Source organism: Paenibacillus roseus (assembly GCF_016424485.1).
Classification (GTDB): Bacteria; Bacillota; Bacilli; order Paenibacillales; family Paenibacillaceae; genus Paenibacillus_D; species Paenibacillus_D roseus.
The window spans coordinates 42,138-63,232 of record NZ_JAELUP010000013.1 but is presented as its reverse complement, the minus strand read 5'-3'; the positions used below and the strand labels follow the sequence as shown (position 1 = coordinate 63,232).

Genomic DNA, 21,095 nt, shown 5'->3' with positions numbered 1-21,095 from the left:
CTCACGGGAAAGGGGAGGGGATCGAGAATGAGGAGACTGCGAAATATGTCGCGCCTTATCCTTGCCCTGCTACTGGGAGTTTCACTGCTTGGAGCCTGTGACAGCCGAGGACTGCTGTCCAACCAGTTTGGCGACAATCGATCGGCAGAGCAGGAGAACAACAAGATCGCTCAGAATGAAAGCGCTATATCGACGGAGGAGAGTCAGCCAGTCCTGACATACTGGGCGGAGCTTAACGGCAATGCCGCCCGCATCAAGCCGACGTTTCAAGGGGTTCCCTTCTTCCAGGAATGGCAGAAGCGGACTGGGGTCAGCCTGAAATTCATCCAGCCGCCGGCCAATCAGGCCAGAGAAGCGCTCAATGTGCTGCTCGCCTCAGGAGAGCTGCCGGATATGCTGGAATATGAGTGGATTAACTTTCCGGGCGGGCCGGAAAAAGCGATTAAGGAAGGCCATATTCTTAGGTTGAACGAAGCCATTGACCAGTACGCTCCAAACTTGAAGGCGTACCTTGCCAAGCACCCTGATATTGACCGACAGGTGCGCACAGCGGACGGCAGCTATTATATGTTTCCGTTTATTCAAGCGAATGACCGGCTCCGGACATATCAAGGACCGATTCTCCGCAAGGATTGGTTGGATGAGCTTGGTTTGGAAGTGCCGGAGACGATTGAAGAGTGGTATACGGTTCTGAAGGCTTTCAAGGAAAAAAAGCATGTAGTGGCGCCACTGGTTTTTCTAGGGGTTCCGTCTCCTTTATTTGGAATTGAGAGCGGAGGTTTCATCGGAGCATATGGCGTCCGCAAGGGATTCTATCTGGAGGATGGTGAAGTTTTGTACGGTCCAATAGAACCCGGTTATAAATCCTTCCTTGCGTTGTTCCGCGACTGGTATGCGGAAAGATTAATTGACAAGAATATTGCCACTGTCGATACCGTTACCTTGGATATGAGCATGATCACCGGACGCAGCGGCGCAAGCCTGTGGAATTCCGGGGCGGGTATCGGAACCTGGCTGCCGCTTATTAAGAATAAAGACCCGAAGGGGGCGCTCGTTCCGGCTCCTTATCCGGTACTGAACAAAGGGGATCGTCCCAAGTTCGGGCAGTTGGCCCCGGCTGTCGGCTCAAGTGGAGGAGTTGCAATCTCCAGTCGGAGCCAGAATGTAGAGCAAGCCGTTCGCATGCTGGATTACGGCTATGGTCCTGAGGGCCATATGCTGTTCAATTTCGGCGTGGAGGGGGTCAGCTACGAGATGAAAGACGGCTATCCGTCTTATACCGACCTGATCCTGCGCAACCCGGACAAGCTGGCCCCATCCCAGGCGCTTGCGATGTATACCCGGGCCAGTTATTTCGGCCCGTTCGTTCAGGATGTCCGCTACATGGAGCAATATTATGCCCTTCCTGAACAGAAGGAAGCGGTAAAGCTATGGTCGAATACCGGGGCAGCTGACCACCTCTTGCCTTCGGCTCCAAAGACGGAGGAGGAGAGCGCTGAATTTGCTGCTATTATGCAGGATGTCACGACTATGGTGGATGAGATGTCATTGAGAATTATTCTGGGTATTGAACCGCTTGAAGCTTTTGAAGGTTATCTGGAACAGCTTCGGGCACTCAAGATAGACCGTGCCATCCAGATTCAGAAGCAGGCTTATGATCGTTACATGCAGTCTTTGGCTGAGTAGCCCGAGGGTTTTTCCCCGGCTGCCTGACATCGTGAATCAAGTGTATTTACGATAGCATTCGGTCCGTCATGATCCCAGCGTGTGCGCCATACATTCGGCTCCATGACGATTGTGCCGGGCCTGTCTGTCATAAATTATGCGAAGGAGGTGAGTCAAGCGCACTGAAATGTAATCGTTATCATCAAAGCTGTTCAATGAAGAGGAGGATAACTTAAGCATGAGAAGAAAGGTTTTAGGTTTGGTAATGTCTTTGTGTCTGGTGGCGAGTCCCTTCCTGCCTGGGGCCGCCCCGGTGAAAGCTGATGGTGATATGAGGCTTGGCGAGGATGGGAGAAGCCGTCTGTACCCGGAGAACTGGTATCCCGGCTTCACCGATGACAAGGGTCGATTCCTGCACGATTTCTCCTATGCCGGTTACCATCGCGGCGAGACTGAAATTCCGGAGATAGACGCTTCAAGCGGAATCGATGTGACAGAAGCGCCGTATTTTGCGGATGCAACCGGCCAGTCAGATGCAACTGAGGCTATTCAGACCGCCATTAATGATGCTGCCGCTCAAGGGGGCGGGGTTGTCTATCTGCCGGCAGGGACATATCAGGTCAATCCGCCTGAAGGGAAGGATCAATCACTGTTTATTTCAGCCAGCAATGTGGTGCTCAAAGGCGCCGGAGCAGGCGAAACCTTTATCTATAACGCTACAGAAGTCATGAGATTCAAGGATATTATTCGTATCAGTAGCGGCGATTGGAAGAGAACCGGAACTGCCACCAAACTGAGCAAGTCCGTGACGGAGCCTTCCGTTCTGCTGCCGGTTGATCGCACAGAAGGATTTGCTCCGGGCGATTATGTGGCAATTACATTTGAAACTACGCGTGAATTCTTGAGCGAACTGGGAATGCACAATAAATGGTCGTCTCGTCTTGGCCGGGCTGAGCCATTATTCTACAGGCAAATTGTCGGCGTAGATGAGGCAAACAGCACGTTGACGGTTGATATTCCAACCCGTTACCCGATCAAACTGCGCGACAACATTACGATTACCAAAACTGAGCCGCCGATCTCCGAAGTGGGTCTCGAGGATTTCTCGATTGCGACTATCCAGAATTCAAAGGACGGCATTGGTGAAGATGACTTCCGGGTTATCGGTACCGCAGGCTATGAGGTTGACAACGCCAAAGCGATTAATATGGTTGCGGTAGTCAATAGCTGGGTGCGCAACGTTAGCTCGTACAAGCCTGAAGGCAACTTAACTTACCATTTATCCTCCAAGGGCATTATCCTCGACCGCACGAAGAACGTAACCATTGACAACGTCACCCTGGAGTACCCGCAATATCGCGGAGCGAACGGGAATGGATATCTATATCAGTTCATCGGCAATGACAATCTGATTGCCAACAGCAAAGCGGTTGGAGCCAGACATAACTTTACCTACGCAAATTTCTCCGCTAACGGCAATGTGCTTTACAACGTTCACTCCGAGCATTCTTCCTTGCTGACCGACTTCCATATGTATCTGAGCATGGCTAATCTGATCGACAACATGACATTGAACGGAGACACCATCTCTGCCATCACCCGCGACTACGGGTCATCGCCTACGAACCGTCACGGTGTCGTAAGCACGGAGAGCGTCTTCTGGAATACGACCGGTATTGCCGCACATAGCAGCAAGAACGGCATTATTATTGAATCCGAGCAGTTCGGCAACGGTTATATTATCGGGACCCAAGGGGCCGCTACCGGCGTCAAGGTCGATATTGCAGGCTCCATCCCTGAAGCGGATACAAGTCCGTTCGACATGGCCGAAGGCATCGGCGAGGGGGAAAGGCTTAACCCGCAAAGCCTGTATGTGGATCAATTCGCCAGAAGAACGGCAGAGCTGGAGCTTGGGCTTCAATCGTTGCTGGTCAATGGAGAAGCCGTGAACGGCATGCAATTTCTTAAAACAATCTACACGCACACGCTCCCTTACGGCACGGAGCAAATTCCCGTCATTGGGGCAGCGCCTTTCTCGTCGGATGCGCAGATTGAGATCGAACAACCGAAGACTACAACCGATACAGGCAGGATTACGGTGACGAAAGGCGGGACAAGCAAGACTTATGATGTCGTCTTTAAGGTCGCCGGTGCTCCGGAAGCGCCGAAGAGCATCAGCTTTGCACCGGATAAATCGGTTCCCGGGTGGCGTGCAGCGGGCAATGCCATCAGCGTGGGACACAGCGGCAAGCTTAAGGCATTCATAACCCTGTATAGCGGGGAAATCATAGACGCGGAAAGGGCTAACATTCCGGTAAGCTACTCTGTCGACAACGAAGAACTAGGGAGCATTGATAGGAATGTATTCAAGGCCAAGCAGCCGGGATTTGCCAAAGTTACGGCAGAGAGTACCTATAATGGCTTAACGGTTACCAGAACCGAAGCAATTGAGGTCAAGGAAGCAATGGAAGAACCGCAAGGGCCTTTTGCTTCAATCATCAAGGTGACCGCGAGTGCGGATGATGGCAACCTGCCTGTCAATGCGATAGACAGGGACCCTGATTCCAGATGGTCGGCGGAGGGCAAAGGGCAGTATTTATTACTGGAGCTGGATAAGGAGCAGTGGATTGACCAGGTGAGCTTCCTGTTCTTCAACGGCCATTTGCGTTCCAACTATTTTGATCTGGAGGTGTCCACAGACGGCGAGAGCTTCCAGAAGGTTCTCACTGATGCGGCAAGCCGAAAGCAGGAACCGAACCATTATGACACCTTTAAGTTCAATCGGGTCAAAGCCAAATACATCAAGTACATCGGACAAGGCAATGAAATCAACGGGTGGAACAGTCTTATCGAAGCCTGGATTCATCAGGCCAGGAATCAATCCAACGGTTCGACGCCTTATTATCCGTCTGCTCCAAGTCAGCCGGTTCAGGAGGGGCCGGAAGAGAAAAACTCAGAGAATCCTGCCTCGCCTTCCAGAATTGTGCTTGAAACAGCTGAACCTGTACGCAGCGCCAATGAAGCTGGCCAATCTATTGCTACCGTGAAGGTGGACAGTGAGAAGCTCGTGAAAGCACTGGGCTCGCTCACGGCAGAGCAGCAGGCTCGGGGCGTGCAACTTGATCTGGATTTCCGTGAAGGGGCGGATGTTGGCGTGGTGTTGCTGTCCGCAGAAGCCGTGTCGGCAGTACTGGCCAAATCGTCTGGAGCCGTCCTGAATATCCGGTACGGGTCATCTCACTATGAGCTGCCGCTGGCAGGGTTGCGTAGCGAACAGCTTCAGCAGATACTGGCAGCAGGAGGGGAGCGCAGTGCGGAACTTGCAATACGCATAGCAAAGCTTGCCGATGCGGATCAATCAGCGCTGGAAGACAAAGCGCGTGCAGAGAATATCGAGCTGTTGCATGAGGGCGCAGACAGCCAGATTCTGATCCAGAATGGCGAGCAGAAACTGCCAATCCCCGTCTTTGGCAGCCCGTATGCGCCGATTACAATGACTTTGTATCGGACAATCGATGTGAAGTCTCTCTCAGCGGCGAGATACGACCGGGCGACAGGCGAGCTTGTCTATGTGCCTGCTTCATTCCGCCACGAGGATGGGAAAACCGTCGCCGTTATTTATCGTACAGGCAACGGCATATATACCCTTGTACAGGCTGACAGAACCTTCCCGGACATGAAGGGGCATTGGGCTGAAGAGACGATTCACTTTCTTGCGTCCAAGCTGCTCGTAAATGGCAGCAAGGATGGGTTCAAGCCTAATGCCTCTATTACTAGAGCAGAGTTTGCCGCGCTTCTGGTTCGGGCTGTAGGGCTTACGCCTGTGCAAGCAGACAGCTACAAGGACGTCCCGGCTTCAGCCTGGTATTCCGGGGCTGTCGGAGCGGCCTCAGCAGCCGGTATTATTCAGGGATTTGAGAATGGTCTGTTCAAACCGAATGATCGCATTACGAGAGAGCAGATGGTGGTGATGATCTCCCGAGCGCTGCACTCAGCGGGGTATCCGTTTGAAGAAGAAGTGAATGCGGCTGTTCTGAACTCATTCAATGACGGTGAGGCAGTCAGCGGTTATGCTCGGGAAGCGGTTGTCCATGCGATTGAGCTGGGTATTCTGAACGGGGCGAGCGGATCGGTACTGGCGCCGCAGAACAAGGCTACCCGTGCCGAATCGGCTGTCACGCTGGAAAGAATGCTGCAAAAATTGAATTTTAGTTAAATACACAAAGGGCCGGTTGCCATTTTCTCCGTGAAACGAAGCTGTTGTCCGTCAAAGGACGGCAAGCCGTTTACGCTTGGGCGACCGGTCCTTTGCCGCTCTCAGCTCAGATCAAGGCCTTCTCCAAAATGACGTAATCGACACCGGCCTTGCGGAAGACGCTATCGGTAGGCTGCAATCCGAACTTGCGATAAAACGCCACCTTGGAGGCTCTGGCATTGCACCATACCGTAACTGCCCCGCGGCGCTGCGCTTCCTGGAGTGTAAATTCAAGCAGCTTGCTGCCATAACCTTTGCCCTGCTCTTGCCGGAGGGTGGCGAATTTACGGAATTGCGCACGGTTGTCCTCTACAAACAAAGAAATCACTGTGACCAGAACATTGCCCACATACAACCCGAAGTGATGCCCATCGACATCCTCCTCCAGTTGAACAAAGCTGAGGTCTTTATCCGGCCACATCACCTCATGCCGCAATTTCCAGACTTCATTCAGGCCTGCTTCTTGAATTAACATGTGCGGCTCCTTCCATTTTGAATAAAGCTACTTGGAGACGAGATCAATTGCGAGCGTTACAGGGCAGTGATCGCTCCCGATAATATGTGCCTCAATTGCGGCCTCCTGCAGTAGCGGCGCCAGGCGCTCGGAGATGAGGAAATAATCGATTCGCCAACCGATATTCCTTTCCCTGACCTTGGGCATGAATGACCACCAGGAATAAGCATCTGTACGGTCCGGGTACAGATGGCGGAAGGTATCAATGAAGCCGCTCTCCAGCAGTTCAGTCATTTTGCCCCGCTCTTCTGCGGTAAATCCTGAATTGCCATGATTGGACTTGGCATTCTTGATATCAATTTCCTGATGCGCAACGTTCAGATCTCCGCATATAATGACGCTCTTGCGCTCATCCAATTGCGTGATATAGATACGGAAGCGATCCTCCCATTCCAGCCGCAGCTCTAGTCGGGACAAGTCGCGCCGAGCATTGGGCACATATACATTGACCAGATAAAAGGTATCGAATTCGAGCGTTAGAATTCGGCCCTCGTTCTCCTCGTCTTCCTCCAGTCCATATCGGACTGACAATGGCTTGATACGGGTAAAGACGGCGGTCCCGGAGTAGCCTTTTTTCAGCGCATAGTTCCAGTATTGATAATACTCCTGTTCAAACTCCATACAAATCTGGTCCTGCTGGAGCTTCGACTCCTGCACGCAGAAAATGTCTGCGTCCGCCGCCTTGAAATAATCGTAAAATCCTTTATTGACACAAGCCCGCAGGCCATTGACGTTCCAGGATACCAACTTCATTTCCGGTGTCTCTCCTTCATCTCGTGCATGTACTCGTCTTTCAATGTTTTCATCATAAGATAGATTGACGGTTGATAGCAATTGTCCAAAAAAAACCTCCACTCCGCTTGTCGAGACAAGGGAATGGAGGTTTGCAGTTTTGTATCCGTAATTAAACGACGCCTTGCAGCAGCATTGCGTCTGCAACTTTCAGGAATCCAGCGATGTTGGCGCCGACAACCAGGTTGCCGGAATGACCGTATTCTTCAGCGGCAGCTACAGAGCCTTCATAGATGTTTTTCATGATATTGTGCAGCTTTGCATCAACTTCTTCGAAAGTCCAGGACTGTCTCATGCTGTTTTGCGCCATTTCCAGCGCGGATACAGCTACACCGCCTGCGTTTGCAGCTTTTGCTGGTCCAAACAGTACCTGGTTGTTCAGGAATACGTCGATTGCAGCCAATGTAGAAGGCATGTTTGCACCTTCACCGATTGCTTTAACGCCATTTTTCACAAGTGTTTGCGCCGCTTGCTCGTCAATCTCGTTTTGAGTTGCGCAAGGCAGAGCGATATCGCAAGGGATAGACCAGATGTTCTCGCAGCCTTCTGTGTAAGTCGCTTCCGGATGGATGCTGACATACTCACTGATCCGTTTGCGATCAACTTCTTTCAATTGCTTTACAGTAGCCAGGTCAATTCCGTTAGGATCGTAAACATAGCCATTGGAATCGCTACAAGCTACAACTTTAGCACCGAGCTGCTGTGCTTTCTCGATCGCGTAGATAGATACGTTACCGGAACCTGAAACAACTACTGTGCTGTCCTGAAAGCTCAAGCCTTTGGATTGCAGCATTTCGTTGACGAAGTATACGCAGCCATAGCCGGTAGCTTCAGTACGAGTCAAGCTTCCGCCGTACAGGATGCCTTTGCCTGTCAGAACGCCAGCTTCGTTCGCGCCGCGAATACGCTTGTATTGACCGAACATATAACCGATTTCTCTTCCGCCTACACCGATGTCGCCAGCAGGCACGTCAGTGTCAGGACCGATATACTTGCTCAGCTCTGTCATAAAACTTTGGGTGAAACGCATAACTTCATTATCGGATTTGCCTTTAGGATCGAAGTCAGATCCGCCTTTACCGCCGCCGATAGGCTGGCCAGTCAAAGAGTTTTTGAAGATTTGCTCAAAACCGAGGAACTTGATGATGCTCGCATTAACAGATGGGTGGAAACGGAGTCCGCCCTTGTAAGGTCCGATCGCGCTGTTAAATTGAACACGGAAACCGCGGTTTACTTGTACTTTACCTTGATCGTCGATCCAAGGCACACGGAAAGTAATGATGCGCTCTGGCTCAACAATGCGCTCCAGAATGCTGTTTTCCAAGTATTTCGGATGCTTCTCGAATACAGGTACGAGGGAATCCAGAATTTCTTTCACGGCCTGGTGGAATTCGCTCTCGTGAGGGTTCCGTTTAATGACAGTTTCATAAACGGTTTGAACGTACTGTGCAGCAACAGTTTTATTTTGCTCAGAAATAACGGTTGTCACTTTATCCAACACTCCTTATCGCAAATCAGCAGCAATTTGTATTAATTGCATGATAATTTGCATTTGTATACACGAATTCTAAACTAAAGGCCCTCCGAATAGCCAATAAAAATATTTTTAAGCCCCGATTAAAGAACTCTATCTCAATAAATGGAAGCTATTTGAAATCTTTATCCAACTAGCCTGAAAGATGGAGAAGAAAACATGACATCGAACCATTTTTAATATAAAATATGGGAATTATTCACTCGTGATTAGTAATTATGCAGTTGGATTATTGGGAAAACGCCTTTTTTCCTGTAAAATGGGATTACATTTGGAATGAAATTATATTACAATTTCAGTGAGGTTTTGATAGATCCTTTTACTGGATTTCATGCTGCCACAGGCTGAATAACCGCAGCTTAGACTTGATTTTGCAGACAAGTATTTAAAACCTGCCATGGTAAGTTGGCATTTGCATAGAACTTGTTTGCTTTCATGTATTTCCCCTTGAATTTCGATATATTTTCTCACACAGGCGAGAGGGAAAGCGGGAATGAATGGAGAACTAAAAATGGGTAAAATGAAAAATTAGACTGTATAATACGGCTAAAGGCTTAAAATCCGGGTTCATCCGTGCTTTGAATGGAACTTTCTAGTCGATTTTCAGGCATATTTTGTCCGAAAATTGTTCTGAATAAATATGCAAAACCGAAAATTTTTTTTATTTGTCTTCCGTAGAGACGCAAAAGTTAGCTTCGAAAGAGTTTTTCCGCCCCTGTAATCAAGCAGGATTGCAGGTTCCAAGAGCATATTTTTAACTGCTTTATAGCCAAAACAAGCCCGCTGCCCTAAAAAAAATCAAGGGCAGCAGGCTTGTTTTGGTATGCTTACAAAGCAATATTTCATCATTAAAAGCTGTCAAACGTGGGAAAGGGCAATTTACAGCAGTTCGCGGCGCAGTTCCTCAGGAGATTTCGGAGACAGATAGCCGAACGGTACGTCAAATACTGTTTTCGCGCCAGTTTGTCCTTCATTGCTGAGCTTGAATACAGCGCGTGCGTAAGCGACAAGAACGCTTGCTGTAAACTCAGGGTTGCTCTCCAGCTTCAGTCCAAACTCGATGATTTGCTTCGTGCCAGCGCCGGTCACGCCGCTGCGAATAACGAAGCCGCCATGCGGCATTGTGCCATGCTCAGCTTTGAGTTGCTCTTCCGTGATGAACGTTACAGTTGTATCATAATCGGAGAAATAGTTTGGCATATTCACAATTGTATTGCGAATTTCTTCCTCGTTTGCCCCTTCTTCAGCCACAACGAAGCAGTTTCTCAAGTGCTTTTCACGAGTAGTGAGCTCTGGTGTTTCGCCGGAACGGATTCGATCAATGACTTCTTGAACCGGAACCGTGTACTGTACGCCGGCTTTGACGCCTGGAACGCGGCGAATAGCATCGGAGTGTCCTTGGCTGATGCCGGTACCCCAGAAGGTGTAATCTTTGCCTTGTGGCAGAATAGCTTCGGACAACAGACGGTTCAAAGAGAACAAGCCTGGGTCCCAACCAGTGGAGATGACGCTAAGCGTGCCTGCTTTTTTCGCAACAGCGTTAACTTCATCGAAAAATTCAGGAATTTTCGCGTGGGTATCGAAGCTGTCCACGGTGTTAAACAGGGCTGTAATTGCAGGTGTTTGCTCTGGAAGATCGGTTGCAGAGCCGCCGCACAGAATCATAACATCGATTTTGCCTTTGTATTGCTCTGCGTTAGCAATTGTCTCAAAGCGAACCTCTCCGCCTTCAGATACCATGCTTTCAGGCGAACGGCGAGTAAAAACCGCAACCAGTTCTACATCATCATTCTGGTCAATCGCCTTCTGGACTCCTTTACCCAAATTTCCATACCCTACAATACCAACTCTAATCTTTGACATTCGATAGTTCCTCCTATAGTCTACGAGTCTTTATCCATTATAAATCGATTCATAGGTTAACATCAAATGTAAACTAATGCTTTTTTAAAAATATAATTGAGTGAATATCAAAATCTTGCTTGACAGTAAGCCTGACATTGACCAACAAGAGAACTCTACGCCTTCGTCTAAGTGTTACTAAGGGACAAATAGAAAATTTTGATTACTTATACAAAAAGTTGATTAGACAGTAGGGTTCAGGAGGTGTACCATTTGAATAACTTAAAAACCAATAATTCCTATTGGAATAATTTAATCTTTATGACTACGAGTCCTTAAGGGAGGTCACGAAAATATGGCAGGGTCAAGAAAACTCAGATTGGGAACGGTTATCCACGGGGTAGGAGGAGGGACGGCGCAATGGCGACATCCGCAGGCGCTTTCGGATGCCAGCGTTAATATCGACTTCTACAAAGAGCAGGCGCGCAAGGCTGAAGAGGGCAAGCTTGATTTTCTGTTTATTGCCGACGGGCTCTATATTAATGAAAAGTCTATCCCGCATTTTTTAAATCGTTTTGAGCCGATTACCATTCTATCAGCGCTTGGGAGTGTCACTTCCCATCTCGGGCTGGTAGGTACAGTATCGACTTCTTACAGCGAGCCGTTCACAATCGCCAGACAGTTTGCATCGCTCGATCAAATCAGTCGCGGCCGGGCGGGCTGGAACGTCGTTACCTCCCCGCTGGAGGGCTCGGCATTGAACTACGGCAAGACGGTGGAGCAGCATCCGACGCATGAGGAGCGCTACAGAATTGCCGAGGAGTTCATCCAGGTAGCTAAAGGACTGTGGGATTCATGGGAGGACGACGCGTTTGTGCGGGATAAAGAAAAGGGTGTATTTTTTGAACCCGCAAAACTGCACACCCTGAATCATACAGGTACTTACTTTTCCGTTAAGGGACCGCTCAATGTCGCTCGTTCCAAACAAGGGCATCCGGTTGTGTTTCAAGCAGGCTCCTCGGAGAACGGTAAGGATCTGGCAGGCAAATCGGCTGATGCGGTCTATACGGCGCCTGAGACACTGGATGATGCGCAGAACTTCTATCGGGATGTCAAGCAAAGGGCGGTAGCCAATGGACGGGCGCCGGAGGAGGTTCTGATCTTCCCTGGCATTACGGTTATTGTCGGAGAAACGGAAGAGGACGCCGAGCGAATTTATAACGAAGTGGCTGCTCTTGTCAGCATAGATAGTGCGCTGGATTATTTGGGACGTTTTTTCGAGCATCATGATTTTAGCCAGTATCCGCTTGATGAACCGTTCCCGGATTTGGGCGAACTGGGCCAAAATAGCTTTCAGAGCACGACCAATCTGATCAAGCGAACGGCGCAGGAAGAGAATTTGACGCTCCGTCAGGTGGCCCTGCGCTCGGTAACGCCCCGCTCTCCGTTTATTGGATCGGCGGAGAAAGTGGCGGATTTGATTCAGGAATGGTTCGCGGGCGAAGGAGCGGACGGATTTGTCATTCGCCCGGGTGCTCCTGGCGCGCTTCATCAATTCGTCGATCTGGTTGTACCGCTTCTTCAGAGTCGAGGGTTATTCCGTACCGAATATGAGCATGACACGTTGCGCGGCAATCTCGGGCTTCCTGTTCCGGTTAACCGCTATTCACTAGAAAGTTCCGGCACTTTGCAACTGCAAGGGGAAGGGTGATCAGAGCATGCACAAGACGCATTTAATGAGAAGATACAAGCTGGTATCCTTATTGACAATGTCTTTTTTGATCGTGTTGTCCGGCTGCTCAAGTGGAAGTTCTCACAATAAACCCCAAGATTCCACTACTGGCAGCCCTGCAAAGGAACAGGTTGCGAGCAACAGCAAACCCGCAGAGCCGGCCAAAGGCGGGGAGCTCAACTACGCCCTCGCGACATCACCGGATTCACTGGACCCGCAGCGTACGGGGCTGGCTGTAACGGTCAGGGTGCTACATGCCCTATATGATACCTTGGTCATTCAAGGCGCTGACAGCTCGATTCAGCCGTCGCTTGCAACCGAATGGGAGGTATCTCCCGATGGGAAAACCTATACATTAAAGCTGCGCCAGGACGTCACCTTCCATGATGGGACGCCGTTCAAAGCGGATGCGGTTAAATTTTCATTCGACCGTATTTTTGATCCGGCAACCAAGGCAAGCAACTCAGCACAGCTGATCAGGCCGTATGAATCATCTGAGATTGTGGACGACTACACCATCAAGCTTCATCTTTCGACCCCGTCGAATGCATTCCTGAGCAATCTCAGCCAGGGGCAGCTAGCAATTGTCTCCCCGACCGCTGTAGCCAAAGAGGGGGATCAGTTCGGCAAGCGCCCGGTCGGTTCGGGACCATTCAAGTTCGTGGAGTGGCAGGAGAATACCCAGATCGTCGTGGAACGCAATCCGGATTACAAGTGGGCGCCGGGCAATGTCGAGAACAAGGAGGCTCCTTATCTGGAGCGCCTGACATTCAAAATTGTTCCTGAAGAGGCCACGCGTATTGGCGGTGTACAGAGCAAGCAGATTGAAGCTGCAGAAACGGTGCCGCCGCAAAATATTTTGCAGCTCAAGAACGATGCGAATTTTCAGATTTTCAGTATCAATACAGGGGGACTTCCGTATACGCTGTTCATTAATCAGGAGAACCAGCCTTGGAATGATTTGAAGGCACGCCAAGCTCTCCAATCGGCCATAGATGTCGATGCGATCGTTAAAACATTATATCGGGGTACCTATGACCGGGCCTGGTCGCCGCTGGCCCCGACAACCTTTGGTTATGACAAAACACTGGAGAACAGCGATAAGCTGGATGTGGACAAGGCAAATGCCCTGTTGGATGAGTTGGGATGGAAGCTGGGCCCGGACGGTATTCGGGAGAAGGACGGCAAGAAGCTGACGCTCCGTTACGTAGACGGTTCCCCGAATCGGGAGAAGCGCAATGACATCGCGGCGATGGTAAAGCAGCAGTTGAAAAAAATCGGGGGGCTCGTGGAAGTGGTCATTACGAAGGATGTGCGCTCCGTTGTGTATGAACAGTCCAATTATGATATTTTCGGCAACAGCCAGGTGAACTCCGATCCTGAGTCGTTGCGCGCTTTCTATCATTCCGGGTCCAAGATTATAGGCGGCCGGCATAACCATTCTGCATTGAACAGTCCGGAAGTCGATGAGTGGATTGATCAGGGCAGAGTGGAGACAGATAATGCCAAGCGGGAGGAATTATATAAGAAAGTCCAACAATACGTGATCGACAACGCGGTTATTATCCCGATCTATGTCTTCCCTTACACCGTCGCTGCATTAAATAAAGTTCAGGGCTTGAAGTTCGATGCGCTTGGTTACCCGTTATTCAATGATGTCTATATTCAAAACTAGCAGGTAAAGATACCGAGTTGCTTGTCATCAAATATGATCCGTCGCCAAAAAGTTCTGCCGCAGCAGCAGAACTTTTTGGCATGTAAACATTTTCATCGCCCATGAAATGCCCAAATCATTGACGTTAAAGGACAACCCCTATAATATTAGTTTAAATGACAGATCATAGAAAGGGGTTATTTAACCAATGAAAAAGAGAACCTGGCTGATGCTTATGCTGTCTGCAATGCTCGTTATTGCTGCAGGCTGCGGCTCGAAGCCGAACAATGAAAGCGCCCAGCCTTCGAACGGCAACACAAGCGGCGCGGCTGAGGGCAAAGTATACAAGGTTGCAATTTCGCAGATTACTGAACATCCTTCCCTGGACGCTACACGCGAAGGCTTCCTGGCTGCTCTTAAAGACGCAGGAATTGCGGGTGATAATCTGAAGCTGGACTACAATAATGCCCAAGGCGATCAAACGAATAACTTGTCCATTGCACAGAAAGTTGCTGATGGCAATGATCTGGTGTTTGCTATTGCAACGCCTTCTGCTCAAGCCGTTGTAAAGCATGTGACAAAAACGCCGGTTGTATTTGCTGCAGTAACTGATCCGCTGGATGCGAAACTGGTTGCCGATCTGGACGCTCCAGGGGGCAACGTGACGGGTGCTTCGGATACAAACCCTGAGGCAATCAAGCAACTGATGAAATTTATTGGCGAGAACTTCAAAGAAGTAAAGAAAGTTGGCGTTGTAATCAATGAGGGCGAATCCAATGCGGTTGTCATGACGAAAATTGCGGAGACCGCGCTTCAAGAATACGGAATTTCGATTGTAAAAGCGGCGGTAACCAATACATCTGAAGTTCAGCAGGCTGCTCAATCCCTTGTGGGCCGCGTAGATGCGCTTTTTGTCACGCTGGACAATACCGTAATTAATGGTGTAAGCACAGTTATCAAAGTTGCCAACGACAACCGGATTCCATTCTTCTCCAGTGACCGCGATACCGTTGAGCAAGGTGCGTTTGCGACAGTCGGCTTCAAATATTATGACCATGGCTATCAAGCGGGCCAGATGGCTGCAGACATTCTGAAAAACGGAAAAAATCCGGGCGAAATGAAAGTGACGTTCCCGGACAAGCTGGATCTGATTCTCAATCTGAAAGCTGCTGAGGCTCAAGGCATTACAGTGACAGATGAGATGAAGGCACAAGTGAACGACCCGGAAACAAACATCATTCAGTAAAAACAGATGGTTGATGACGTCCCTGGCAAAGGGCCATCCGGCTATTCAAAAAGGCTGCCCCGTTGACGTACGGCGGCAGCCATTTAAACGTATAGAAGAGGAGGCAAGGTTATGCTGAATGCAATTATGAAATCCGTTGAGTTGGGCCTCCTGTTTGCCTTGATGGCGCTAGGGGTCTATATTACTTTTCGAATTCTCGATTTCCCGGATTTGACCGTAGACGGCAGCTTTACGACAGGCGGTGCAATTGCGGCAGTTATGATCGCCGGGGGTTACTCGCCCTGGCTGGCGACAATCTGTGCATTTCTAGGCGGTCTTGTAGCTGGAGTCTGTACAGGCTTGCTGCATACAAAAGGCAAAATTAACGGGCTGTTGTCCGGGATATTGATGATGATTGCGTTATATTCGATAAACCTGCGAATTATGGGCAAGAAGCCCAATATTGCTATTTTGAATATGGATACGATTTTTACAGGCGCTAATCTGCTTGTCGTGATGATTGTTGTTGTTGTGGTTGTGAAACTGCTGCTTGACCTGTTCCTCCGTACGAATCTGGGTCTTGCGCTGCGGGCGACGGGGGACAATGAGCGGATGATCCGCAGCTTTGGAGCCAATACCGGCACGACGAAAATTATCGGATTAAGTCTATCCAACGGACTTGTTGCATTATCCGGTGCTTTCATCGTTCAGCAGTCCGGCTTCGGTGACGTGACGATGGGGGTCGGTATGATTGTCGTCGGTCTTGCATCCGTTATTATCGGGGAAGCGATCTTCGGCGCGAAGACCGTATTTCGCGCGACACTGGCAGTTATTCTCGGTTCAGTGGTATATCGGATTGTTATCGCGCTTGCGCTTCGTGTGGAATGGCTGGATGCAAGCGATGTGAAGCTGATTACAGCTCTGATCGTTATTATTGCGTTGGTTGTGCCTGCGGCAAGGCGCTCCGCCAAACAGAAGAGTCAGGCGCACAAGCGCACCGCTGAGCTGCTGTCCGGCACGGGGCCGAAGGGAGGCGTGAGCTGATGCTGCAAATTAATCAAGTCTCCAAGCTGTTTAATCCCGGCACGCCGGATGAGAAGATTGCTCTGGTTGGCATTCAACTGCATTTGAAGCCTGCGGACTTCGTCACCGTCATAGGAAGCAATGGCGCAGGGAAATCCACGCTGATGAATATTATTTCCGGCGTCATGCGGCCGGACACTGGAACCCTTCATATTGAAGGCGCCGCTGTTGGCAGCCTGCCGGAATTCAAGCGCAGCCAATGGATTGGACGCGTGTTCCAGGACCCGATGGCGGGGACTGCGCCCAATATGACGATTGAGGAAAACCTGGCGATGGCCTTCTACCGGGGCAAGGTGCGGGGCTTCGGTCTTGGCGTCAATGCAGCCAAGCGCAGGATGTTTAAGGAGCAGGTTGCGCGTCTCGGAATTGGTCTGGAGAACCGTTTTGGGGCTAAGGTGGGAACGCTATCCGGCGGCGAGCGTCAGGCGCTCAGCCTGCTGATGTCTACTTTCACCAGTCCAAAAATCCTGCTGCTGGACGAGCATACGGCTGCGCTGGACCCGGCCCGCGCCGAACTGATCACGCAGATTACACAGGATATTGTCCGCGAGATGAAGTTGACTACGCTTATGGTTACGCATAATATGGAACAAGCCATTCGTCTGGGCAACCGGCTCATTATGATGGACAAGGGACGCATTATTCTCGACATTGACGAGACGCGCAAGAAAGATCTGACGGTTGAGCGGCTGCTTGGCGAATTCGAGCAGATTAGTGGCAAGAAACTGGCGGATGACCGAATTGTGCTCGGTTAATGGAATGGTAATTCAATAGGGAAGCTATTCGAGCTTATATTTCTCCGCGAAACGAAGTTTTTGCCCGTCAAAGGACGGCAAAGCCGTTTACGCTTGTAAGAAATGAAAAGAAACAGGTGCAGATACGGTCATAAGCCGATCAGTCATCTGTTTCTTTATTTGGATTCATATTATGAATTACTGAGCCGCATCTTTCTCAGGCTCCACAACAATCAGCTGTACCGTGCTTTGAGCCGGGATGCTTCTAGTTGTAGCAGGGCCATAGTAAGCTTTAATCTTTGTGCCGGTCTTGAGGTCCTCTGGTTTAAGGCGTTCGCCATTGGCTTTAACAATGATGGTGTCCGAATCTGTATTTAACTGCAAGCCTTGCGCATCATTTTCAGGGCCAAGGAAAATCTGCCAGCCATCCTCAGACTTGGATACCTTGGTAACGGTATCTTCTCTCACCAGACGATCAGTGCTGATAACCAGTTTGGCAGCGTGAGATTTCCCCGGATAGCTCATCGCAACAATGGGTCCATAGTCGGCCTTCAATGCAGTGCCTTCTCTAATGTCGTCAATTGTCTTGGCAACGCCGTCCTCATTCACGATTACGCTGTCACTATCAATTCCAAGAATCATCCACCCCGCACCATCGCCACGTACTTCAAGCCGCGTGATACCGTCAAGGTCTGTTTTGGAAACAACGACACCGTTCATTTGAATGTGCTGATTCTCTTCATCCACTGGCGGCTGCTCCTTTTTGGTTTGCAGCTGGATTTGCTTGCCTGCTGCATTTACTTCATAGCCGAGTACACCTGCGGCATCACGTACAGGCAAATAAGCTTTACCATTAATATATACAGGCTGCAGTGTGGTCTGTTCGCCGTTTACGACAATTTTAATATCCGAGCGCAGCAAGCCGCTCACCTTATCAACCAGCCCGGATGCTCCGGTTACGGCTGTAGCTCCCAGTACACCGACGGCTGTAAGTATAACTAATGCTTTTTTATGCTTCATGTTAAAAGTACTCCTTCCTTGTTGTAAGTTCATATACCATGACGGCAATAGGGTCCGAAAGGTTGCACTTCAGCCATGAATTCATATTTTGTACCTTGAGAGGATAAAAGAGTACCTGTGGCCGGTTCGCTAGGAGATGGTATGACGGGTCCCGCTTGCCTGCTCATAAAAAAGCTGCTTATTATGATTGAACAGTCGGATCATTAGATGAATAGCGAACCAGGTATCTAGCAGAAAAAGAGTTAGTATCAGCGGCATAGTGATCGTGAGATTTTCAATGCTTGTAATTAGGAAAACGATATGCAATCCGCCCAACCCGAGATAGAGCAGTCCATTGCGGATGAACAGCTCAAGCAGCTTGACCCGGCCTTCCTGCCCGCTAATGCGGATTCTCACGACCAACTTGCCGGGCGTCATCCCATTCATGAAGTAAGGGAGCACAATGAAATACAGAGCTGTGAGCACGAAGTATGTCGCCGGAACATGGAGCATCACAGCGCCAATAAGCAGCGGGAATAGCAGCATCCAGTCAAGAATCAGCGCAATAGCGCGTCTTGTATAGCTGACTCTCTTCGTGGAGAGATCAACATTGTGATCCAACTGGTCAATTCGCGGCAGAATCGCAGAAATCCATGCGGCAAGCACGAAGCCCGCCATTCCGCCCAGTGTGTTCATGATCAGATCATCCACATCGAACAGCCGGTAGGGATAATCGAAGAACCCGTACAGTGCCGTTACCTGAGTAATCTCAAAGAACAGAGAAAGGCTGAAGGATGCGGTCAGACAAGTCAACCACCGGGTACGGAAATAATAGCGCATGAACATGCCAAACGGGATAACGAGAACAACGTTGAGCGCAACCTGCCAAAAAGCGCGGTCCTGGAACAGCCGCCAGTAGGTCGAAGGCTCATCTGAAACGATACGTGTTTCCCGGATCATATCCTGAATGAAGTGGAACGGAATCCACTGCATGTAAGAGTCGAAATGGGGCGGAGCATTATGCCGTGTAGGCGGCAGCGGAAGAATGACCAGATACAAGGCGTTCATGACATACAGCAGAAACAAATATAAAAGCCATGCCCGCAGCTTGTTAATGTAACCGTGGCGGCGATACTGCACAATGAGAAAAGGGAGCGTAAACAGCATGGCAGCCACCGGGAAGGTCAGAAAAGCGTACGAGATTGGATACAAATAAAATTTGAACACGACAACACCTGCCAAATATCATTTTGCAATAAATCATACCATACTTCAGTTGAAAGTGGAGGAAGGCCTCCGTGTGGAAGGTTATTCCGAATATGCTGGCCTATGCGTAAAAAAATCCCGCCAGCATCAAGGCTGGCGGGGGTTATAGCGTCTTAGAATTTGTCCAGAGGAATCGAAAATTCCGGTATGCCCAGTGCGTACGGTGTGTATTCATACAGTGAGAAGTAGACGATGATGGCATTTCCACGCAGGTAGAAGCGCTGGTCATCACTAATAGATTCGAACGGTTCGAGCAGTTCATAGCCGCGTTGCTTGATCTGCTTTTTAATCTCCGTATTGATGATATGCTTGTAGGCTGAGTTGTTCTTGGCTGCTTCTTTAAGTGTGATTTCCTTACCGGACTTCAGATCGAATGTATGAGATTGCATATCATAGATGCCGTGTGCGCCGCCTGTATACTGCGCCACATCAAAATGCATGCTCAGCCGGTCGTTCTGATTATACGTAATGGTGTAATTAACGCCGTAATACAGTCCCCCATCTTTAGGGACATCGGCATCATTAATCTCCTTGTACAAATCTTCTCCGGCCTGCTCATACTTTTCGGCCTCCTGCTCCAGGAAGCTGTTGATTTTGGCTTGCGCCTCCGGCTCGCTCATGCCGGTAATTTGCGGATATTGAATTACAAATTCTTTGCCAGGCTTTGATTGGTCGATGCGCTTATTCGTCAAAACGAGCGAGTTCTCGATGATCGGTGTAATGGTTACAAGCTGCTCCTTGTTGCTGTACCCGATTTCATACCCCATCTGCTCCAGCAAGAAACGCAGCGGCAAATAAGTGGAGTTGTTCATCTCTACGACCGGCTTGCCGGTAATCTGATGACCGTTGATTTTATATTCTATACTCTGGTTTATCATGGTCATCGTCTTGGTAGGGCTGCTCACTGTAACCACTTTGGTTTTCTTGTCCCAAGTCGTGGTCAGTCCGAGTTCATCGCTCAGAAAACGGAGTCCGACATAGGTATCTCCGTCCGGGGATATGCCTCCGGGCACTTTCATATTCTGACCATTTACTTTAATGTTCAACACTTTGAATTGAATCGTATAGTCGGATGCAGCGTAAGCCTTCGCGCCCGCGAGCGGCGGCGTTGCTGCAACAACAGTACCAAGCACGATAGCGGCTGCCATCGGCCCGGCAATCCATCTCATTAGCTTCTTTTGCTTTCCTGCTTTGCGATTCATCCGTTTGTCACACTCCTTGTTGTAATCGGGGTAGAGTCTATATGATGTTGATGCAAATATAGACGAGCTACCCGTTTGGCAAGTTTCATCGCAGCTATGATTTCATCATAACGGAAGTTTTCCGCAGGAGCAATTTTCCTATTCCTCTTTCTTGGACCCGAAGGGAAGTAGCAGGCTAGCGGTCTTTTTGGACACGATGCGATTTGGAAAGCTTGGGACGGAATTGTGGAGGTTGCTTGCGCACCCACTTGAGGAAGCGGGCGACTGACGGATCACGGCGCAGGGCGGGAAGGGATGTCAGTTCAAGGGTGATCAGATCATCATTCGTATAGAGGGCATGAATCTGGCGGTGACAGGCGGAACATAGCTTTGCAGTAGGCAGGACTGAACCGCCCTTCTCGCGGGGAGTGAGATGATGGACGGTGGTTTGAACACCGTTCCTACCGCATAATTCACAGGTCTCCCTCGCCTGTTCATCAGACTTGGCCATCCGTGTCGAACCTCCTTGGAGATGGAAAAGCGAAAACGACGGCTGCCGTTTTCGCCAGACAATTACAGTATGTGTTAAAAATGAATGCTTCATAAGAAGCTCAAGCAA

15 protein-coding genes are annotated in these 21,095 nt (G+C 49.7%); 7 read left to right on the top strand and 8 right to left on the bottom strand.

The genetic code is table 11. The annotated features are described in order from the left end of the window. Window positions 1-45 precede the first annotated feature (45 nt). Together JFN88_RS05165 and JFN88_RS05160 are read left to right on the top strand one after the other, a co-directional pair. The gene (locus tag JFN88_RS05165; protein ID WP_233167416.1) at window positions 46-1,686 is read left to right on the top strand and encodes an extracellular solute-binding protein; all 1,641 of its coding nucleotides are present in this window, start codon (window positions 46-48) and stop codon (window positions 1,684-1,686) included. A 217-nt stretch (window positions 1,687-1,903) separates the two neighbouring features. Beyond that, window positions 1,904-5,881 (top strand): S-layer homology domain-containing protein, encoded by a 3,978-nt coding sequence (locus JFN88_RS05160; RefSeq protein WP_199018261.1) that lies wholly within the window; start codon window positions 1,904-1,906, stop codon window positions 5,879-5,881. 106 nt (window positions 5,882-5,987) lie between these two features. Here JFN88_RS05160 and JFN88_RS05155 read toward each other — a convergent pair whose 3' ends face one another. The 4 genes from JFN88_RS05155 to JFN88_RS05140 form a co-directional block, all read right to left on the bottom strand. After that, entirely contained in the window at window positions 5,988-6,395 is a 408-nt protein-coding gene (locus JFN88_RS05155; RefSeq protein WP_233167415.1) for a GNAT family N-acetyltransferase, read from the bottom strand. Between the two features lie 27 nt (window positions 6,396-6,422). Beyond that, window positions 6,423-7,187, bottom strand: coding sequence for an exodeoxyribonuclease III (locus JFN88_RS05150; RefSeq protein ID WP_199018260.1), 765 nt, complete (start codon window positions 7,185-7,187; stop codon window positions 6,423-6,425). 151 nt (window positions 7,188-7,338) lie between these two features. Then, a complete protein-coding gene (gene gdhA / locus JFN88_RS05145; protein WP_199018259.1) occupies window positions 7,339-8,715 on the bottom strand; it encodes an NADP-specific glutamate dehydrogenase in 1,377 nt (458 codons plus the stop codon). 924 nt (window positions 8,716-9,639) lie between these two features. Beyond that, on the bottom strand, window positions 9,640-10,623 hold the full coding sequence (locus JFN88_RS05140; RefSeq protein ID WP_199018258.1) for a diaminopimelate dehydrogenase: 984 nt from the start codon (window positions 10,621-10,623) through the stop codon (window positions 9,640-9,642). A gap of 334 nt (window positions 10,624-10,957) precedes the next feature. On the opposite strand from JFN88_RS05140, the gene JFN88_RS05135 reads away from it, so the two are divergent. The 5 genes from JFN88_RS05135 (at window position 10,958) to JFN88_RS05115 (ending at window position 17,051) form a co-directional block, all read left to right on the top strand. Further along, complete coding sequence (locus JFN88_RS05135) at window positions 10,958-12,313, top strand: LLM class flavin-dependent oxidoreductase (RefSeq protein WP_199018257.1); 1,356 nt, start codon at window positions 10,958-10,960, stop codon at window positions 12,311-12,313. 7 nt (window positions 12,314-12,320) lie between these two features. Then, the gene (locus tag JFN88_RS05130) at window positions 12,321-14,009 is read left to right on the top strand and encodes an ABC transporter substrate-binding protein (protein ID WP_199018256.1); all 1,689 of its coding nucleotides are present in this window, start codon (window positions 12,321-12,323) and stop codon (window positions 14,007-14,009) included. Between the two features lie 187 nt (window positions 14,010-14,196). Further along, complete coding sequence (locus tag JFN88_RS05125; protein WP_199018255.1) at window positions 14,197-15,234, top strand: ABC transporter substrate-binding protein; 1,038 nt, start codon at window positions 14,197-14,199, stop codon at window positions 15,232-15,234. 111 nt (window positions 15,235-15,345) lie between these two features. Beyond that, the gene (locus JFN88_RS05120) at window positions 15,346-16,257 is read left to right on the top strand and encodes an ABC transporter permease (RefSeq protein ID WP_199018254.1); all 912 of its coding nucleotides are present in this window, start codon (window positions 15,346-15,348) and stop codon (window positions 16,255-16,257) included. Further along, a complete protein-coding gene (locus JFN88_RS05115; protein ID WP_199018253.1) occupies window positions 16,257-17,051 on the top strand; it encodes an ABC transporter ATP-binding protein in 795 nt (264 codons plus the stop codon). The genes JFN88_RS05120 and JFN88_RS05115 overlap by 1 nt, the downstream gene beginning before the upstream one ends. A 177-nt stretch (window positions 17,052-17,228) precedes the next feature. Here the strand turns inward: JFN88_RS05115 and JFN88_RS05110 are convergent, their stop codons facing one another. The 4 genes from JFN88_RS05110 to JFN88_RS05095 form a co-directional block, all read right to left on the bottom strand. After that, the gene (locus JFN88_RS05110; protein ID WP_199018252.1) at window positions 17,229-18,050 is read right to left on the bottom strand and encodes a hypothetical protein; all 822 of its coding nucleotides are present in this window, start codon (window positions 18,048-18,050) and stop codon (window positions 17,229-17,231) included. Window positions 18,051-18,179: 129 nt separating this feature from the next. Further along, window positions 18,180-19,256 (bottom strand): VanZ family protein, encoded by a 1,077-nt coding sequence (locus JFN88_RS05105; RefSeq protein ID WP_199018251.1) that lies wholly within the window; start codon window positions 19,254-19,256, stop codon window positions 18,180-18,182. A gap of 152 nt (window positions 19,257-19,408) precedes the next feature. Beyond that, entirely contained in the window at window positions 19,409-20,497 is a 1,089-nt protein-coding gene (locus tag JFN88_RS05100) for a stalk domain-containing protein (protein ID WP_199018250.1), read from the bottom strand. A 175-nt stretch (window positions 20,498-20,672) separates the two neighbouring features. Continuing rightward, a complete protein-coding gene (locus JFN88_RS05095) occupies window positions 20,673-20,987 on the bottom strand; it encodes an HNH endonuclease (protein ID WP_199018249.1) in 315 nt (104 codons plus the stop codon). Between the last annotated feature and the right edge of the window lie 108 nt (window positions 20,988-21,095).